This is a genomic window from Leyella lascolaii (genome assembly GCF_900079775.1).
Classification (GTDB): Bacteria; Bacteroidota; Bacteroidia; order Bacteroidales; family Bacteroidaceae; genus Prevotella; species Prevotella lascolaii.
On record NZ_LT556055.1, the window covers coordinates 1 to 5,420 of the forward strand.

Annotated in this window: 9 protein-coding genes; all 9 read right to left on the minus strand. The window is 44.7% G+C overall.

The genetic code is table 11. From position 1 onward, the window contains the following. Positions 1-1,083 (minus strand): major capsid protein (locus tag BN4609_RS17360; protein ID WP_068857377.1); only part of this gene is annotated, 1,083 nt, incomplete at its 3' end. A gap of 36 nt (positions 1,084-1,119) precedes the next feature. Continuing rightward, on the minus strand, positions 1,120-1,236 hold the full coding sequence (locus tag BN4609_RS17365; protein WP_000033471.1) for a phage DNA packaging protein J: 117 nt from the start codon (positions 1,234-1,236) through the stop codon (positions 1,120-1,122). Beyond that, positions 1,236-1,694, minus strand: coding sequence for a scaffolding protein D (locus tag BN4609_RS17370; protein ID WP_000084700.1), 459 nt, complete (start codon positions 1,692-1,694; stop codon positions 1,236-1,238). Before BN4609_RS17370 ends, BN4609_RS17365 begins: the two co-directional genes overlap by 1 nt. Next, entirely contained in the window at positions 1,691-1,930 is a 240-nt protein-coding gene (locus BN4609_RS17375) for a phage DNA packaging protein C (protein WP_016670801.1), read from the minus strand. The genes BN4609_RS17370 and BN4609_RS17375 overlap by 4 nt, the downstream gene beginning before the upstream one ends. Next, positions 1,863-2,015, minus strand: a complete 153-nt coding sequence (locus tag BN4609_RS17380; RefSeq protein WP_435988044.1) for a hypothetical protein — start codon at positions 2,013-2,015, stop codon at positions 1,863-1,865. The genes BN4609_RS17375 and BN4609_RS17380 overlap by 68 nt, the downstream gene beginning before the upstream one ends. Then, a complete protein-coding gene (locus BN4609_RS17385) occupies positions 1,948-3,516 on the minus strand; it encodes a replication endonuclease (RefSeq protein WP_001134933.1) in 1,569 nt (522 codons plus the stop codon). Before BN4609_RS17385 ends, BN4609_RS17380 begins: the two co-directional genes overlap by 68 nt. 36 nt (positions 3,517-3,552) lie before the next feature. Further along, positions 3,553-4,539, minus strand: a complete 987-nt coding sequence (locus BN4609_RS17390) for a Minor spike protein (protein ID WP_000466547.1) — start codon at positions 4,537-4,539, stop codon at positions 3,553-3,555. Positions 4,540-4,547: 8 nt separating this feature from the next. Then, entirely contained in the window at positions 4,548-5,075 is a 528-nt protein-coding gene (locus tag BN4609_RS17395) for a hypothetical protein (RefSeq protein ID WP_000487867.1), read from the minus strand. A 110-nt stretch (positions 5,076-5,185) separates the two neighbouring features. Then, a partial coding sequence (locus tag BN4609_RS17400; RefSeq protein ID WP_084791700.1) for a major capsid protein occupies positions 5,186-5,420 on the minus strand: 235 nt, incomplete at its 5' end.

The window sequence follows — 5,420 nt, forward strand, 5'->3', positions numbered from 1 at the left end:
AGGAGAAACATACGAAGGCGCATAACGATACCACTGACCCTCAGCAATCTTAAACTTCTTAGACGAATCACCAGAACGGAAAACATCCTTCATAGAAATTTCACGCGGCGGCAAGTTGCCATACAAAACAGGGTCGCCAGCAATATCGGTATAAGTCAAAGCACCTTTAGCGTTAAGGTACTGAATCTCTTTAGTCGCAGTAGGCGGAAAACGAACAAGCGCAAGAGTAAACATAGTGCCATGCTCAGGAACAAAGAAACGCGGCACAGAATGTTTATAGGTCTGTTGAACACGACCAGAAAACTGGCCTAACRACGTTTGGTCAGTTCCATCAACATCATAGCCAGATGCCCAGAGATTAGAGCGCATGACAAGTAAAGGACGGTTGTCAGCGTCATAAGAGGTTTTACCTCCAAATGAAGAAATAACATCATGGTAACGCTGCATGAAGTAATCACGTTCTTGGTCAGTATGCAAATTAGCATAAGCAGCTTGCAGACCCATAATGTCAATAGATGTGGTAGAAGTCGTCATTTGGCGAGAAAGCTCAGTCTCAGGAGGAAGCGGAGCAGTCCAAATGTTTTTGAGATGGCAGCAACGGAAACCATAACGAGCATCATCTTGATTAAGCTCATTAGGGTTAGCCTCGGTACGGTCAGGCATCCACGGCGCTTTAAAATAGTTGTTATAGATATTCAAATAACCCTGAAACAAATGCTTAGGGATTTTATTGGTATCAGGGTTAATCGTGCCAAGAAAAGCGGCATGGTCAATATAACCAGTAGTGTTAACAGTCGGGAGAGGAGTGGCATTAACACCATCCTTCATGAACTTAATCCACTGTTCACCATAAACGTGACGATGAGGGACATAAAAAGTAAAAATGTCTACAGTAGAGTCAATAGCAAGGCCACGACGCAATGGAGAAAGACGGAGAGCGCCAACGGCGTCCATCTCGAAGGAGTCGCCAGCGATAACCGGAGTAGTTGAAATGGTAATAAGACGACCAATCTGACCAGCAAGGAAGCCAAGATGGGAAAGGTCATGCGGCATACGCTCGGCGCCAGTTTGAATATTAGACATAATTTATCCTCAAGTAAGGGGCCGAAGCCCCTGCAATTAAAATTGTTGACCACCTACATACCAAAGACGAGCGCCTTTACGCTTGCCTTTAGTACCTCGCAACGGCTGCGGACGACCAGGGCGAGCGCCAGAACGTTTTTTACCTTTAGACATTACATCACTCCTTCTGCACGTAATTTTTGACGCACGTTTTCTTCTGCGTCAGTAAGAACGTCAGTGTTTCCTGCGCGTACACGCAAGGTAAACGCGAACAATTCAGCGGCTTTAACCGGACGCTCGACGCCATTAATAATGTTTTCCGTAAATTCAGCGCCTTCCATGATGAGACAGGCCGTTTGAATGTTGACGGGATGAACATAATAAGCAATGACGGCAGCAATAAACTCAACAGGAGCAGGAAAGCGAGGGTATCCTACAAAGTCCAGCGTACCATAAACGCAAGCCTCAACGCAGCGACGAGCACGAGAGCGGTCAGTAGCAATCCAAACTTTGTTACTCGTCAGAAAATCGAAATCATCTTCGGTTAAATCCAAAACGGCAGAAGCCTGAATGAGCTTAATAGAGGCCAAAGCGGTCTGGAAACGTACGGATTGTTCAGTAACTTGACTCATGATTTCTTACCTATTAGTGGTTGAACAGCATCGGACTCAGATAGTAATCCACGCTCTTTTAAAATGTCAACAAGAGAATCTCTACCATGAACAAAATGTGACTCATATCTAAACCAGTCCTTGACGAACGTGCCAAGCATATTAAGCCACTTCTCCTCATCCAACGCGTCAGTTTTTGACAGAATCGTTAGTTGATGGCGAAAGGTCGCAAAGTAAGAGCTTCTCGAGCTGCGCAAGGATAGGTCGAATTTTCTCATTTTCCGCCAGCAGTCCACTTCGATTTAATTCGTAAACAAGCAGTAGTAATTCCTGCTTTATCAAGATAATTTTTCGACTCATCAGAAATATCCGAAAGTGTTAACTTCTGCGTCATGGAAGCGATAAAACTCTGCAGGTTGGATACGCCAATCATTTTTATCGAAGCGCGCATAAATTTGAGCAGATTTGTCGTCACAGGTTGCGCCGCCAAAACGTCGGCTACAGTAACTTTTCCCAGCCTCAATCTCATCTCTCTTTTTGCGTTCTGCTTCAATATCTGGTTGAACGGCGTCGCGTCGTAACCCAGCTTGGTAAGTTGGATTAAGCACTCCGTGGACAGATTTGTCATTGTGAGCATTTTCATCCCGAAGTTGCGGCTCATTCTGATTCTGAACAGCTTCTTGGGAAGTAGCGACAGCTTGGTTTTTAGTGAGTTGTTCCATTCTTTAGCTCCTAGACCTTTAGCAGCAAGGTCCATATCTGACTTTTTGTTAACGTATTTAGCCACATAGAAACCAACAGCCATATAACTGGTAGCTTTAAGCGGCTCACCTTTAGCATCAACAGGCCACAACCAACCAGAACGTGAAAAAGCGTCCTGCGTGTAGCGAACTGCGATGGGCATACTGTAACCATAAGGCCACGTATTTTGCAAGCTATTTAACTGGCGGCGATTGCGTACCCGACGACCAAAATTAGGGTCAACGCTACCTGTAGGAAGTGTCCGCATAAAGTGCACCGCATGGAAATGAAGACGGCCATTAGCTGTACCATACTCAGGCACACAAAAATACTGATAGCAGTCGGCGTGTGAATCATTAGCCTTGCGACCCTCGGCAGCAAGAACCATACGACCAATATCACGAAAATAGTCACGCAAAGCATTGGGATTATCATAAAACGCCTCTAATCGGTCGTCAGCCAACGTGAGAGTGTCAAAAACGATAAACCAACCATCAGCATGAGCCTGTCGCATTGCATTCATCAAACGCTGAATAGCAAAGCCTCTACGCGATTTCATAGTGGAGGCCTCCAGCAATCTTGAACACTCATCCTTAATACCTTTCTTTTTGGGGTAATTATACTCATCGCGAATATCCTTAAGAGGGCGTTCAGCAGCCAGCTTGCGGCAAAACTGCGTAACCGTCTTCTCGTTCTCTAAAAACCATTTTTCGTCCCCTTCGGGGCGGTGGTCTATAGTGTTATTAATATCAAGTTGGGGGAGCACATTGTAGCATTGTGCCAATTCATCCATTAACTTCTCAGTAACAGATACAAACTCATCACGAACGTCAGAAGCAGCCTTATGGCCGTCAACATACATATCACCATTATCGAACTCAACGCCCTGCATACGAAAAGACAGAATCTCTTCCAAGAGCTTGATGCGGTTATCCATCTGCTTATGGAAGCCAAGCATTGGGGATTGAGAAAGAGTAGAAATGCCACAAGCCTCAATAGCAGGTTTAAGAGCCTCGATACGCTCAAAGTCAAAATAATCAGCGTGACATTCAGAAGGGTAATAAGAACGAACCATAAAAAAGCCTCCAAGATTTGGAGGCATGAAAACATACAATTGGGAGGGTGTCAATCCTGACGGTTATTTCCTAGACAAATTAGAGCCAATACCATCAGCTTTACCGTCTTTCCAGAAATTGTTCCAAGTATCGGCAACAGCTTTATCAATACCATGAAAAATATCAACCACACCAGAAGCAGCATCAGTGACGACATTAGAAATATCCTTTGCAGTAGCGCCAATATGAGAAGAGCCATACCGCTGATTCTGCGTTTGCTGATGAACTAAGTCAACCTCAGCACTAACCTTGCGAGTCATTTCTTTGATTTGGTCATTGGTAAAATACTGACCAGCCGTTTGAGCTTGAGTAAGCATTTGGCGCATAATCTCGGAAACCTGCTGTTGCTTGGAAAGATTGGTGTTTTCCATAATAGACGCAACGCGAGCAGTAGACTCCTTCTGTTGATAAGCAAGCATCTCATTTTGTGCATATACCTGGTCTTTCGTATTCTGGCGTGAAGTCGCCGACTGAATGCCAGCAATCTCTTTTTGAGTCTCATTTTGCATCTCGGCAATCTCTTTCTGATTGTCCAGTTGCATTTTAGTAAGCTCTTTTTGATTCTCAAATCCGGCGTCAACCATACCAGCAGAGGAAGCATCAGCACCAGCACGCTCCCAAGCATTAAGCTCAGGAAATGCAGCAGCAAGATAATCACGAGTATCCTTTCCTTTATCAGCGGCAGACTTGCCACCAAGTCCAACCAAATCAAGCAACTTATCAGAAACGGCAGAAGTGCCAGCCTGCAACGTACCTTCAAGAAGTCCTTTACCAGCTTTAGCCATAGCACCAGAAACAAAACTAGGGACGGCCTCATCAGGGTTAGGAACATTAGAGCCTTGAATGGCAGATTTAATACCAGCATCACCCATGCCTACAGTATTGTTATCGGTAGCAAGCACATCACCTTGAATGCCACCGGAGGCGGCTTTTTGACCGCCTCCAAACAATTTAGACATGGCGCCACCAGCAAGAGCAGAAGCAATACCGCCAGCAATAGCACCAAACATAAATCACCTCACTTAAGTGGCTGGAGACAAATAATCTCTTTAATAACCTGATTCAGCGAAACCAATCCGCGGCATTTAGTAGCGGTAAAGTTAGACCAAACCATGAAACCAACATAAACATTATTGCCCGGCGTACGGGGAAGGACGTCAATAGTCACACAGTCCTTGACGGTATAATAACCACCATCATGGCGACCATCCAAAGGATAAACATCATAGGCAGTCGGGAGGGTAGTCGGAACCGAAGAAGACTCAAAGCGAACCAAACAGGCAAAAAATTTAGGGTCGGCATCAAAAGCAATATCAGCACCAACAGAAACAACCTGATTAGCGGCGTTGACAGATGTATCCATCTGAATGCAATGAAGAAAACCACCATTACCAGCATTAACCGTCAAACTATCAAAATATAACGTTGACGATGTAGCTTTAGGTGTCTGTAAAACAGGTGCCGAAGAAGCTGGAGTAACAGAAGTGAGAACCAGCTTATCAGAAAAAAAGTTTGAATTATGGCGAGAAATAAAAGTCTGAAACATGATTAAACTCCTAAGCAGAAAACCTACCGCGCTTCGCTTGGTCAACCCCTCAGCGGCAAAAATTAAAATTTTTACCGCTTCGGCGTTATAACCTCACACTCAATCTTTTATCACGAAGTCATGATTGAATCGCGAGTGGTCGGCAGATTGCGATAAACGGTCACATTAAATTTAACCTGACTATTCCACTGCAACAACTGAACGGACTGGAAACACTGGTCATAATCATGGTGGCGAATAAGTACGCGTTCTTGCAAATCACCAGAAGGCGGTTCCTGAATGAATGGGAAGCCTTCAAGAAGGTGATAAGCAGGAGAAACATACGAAGGCGCATAACGATACCAC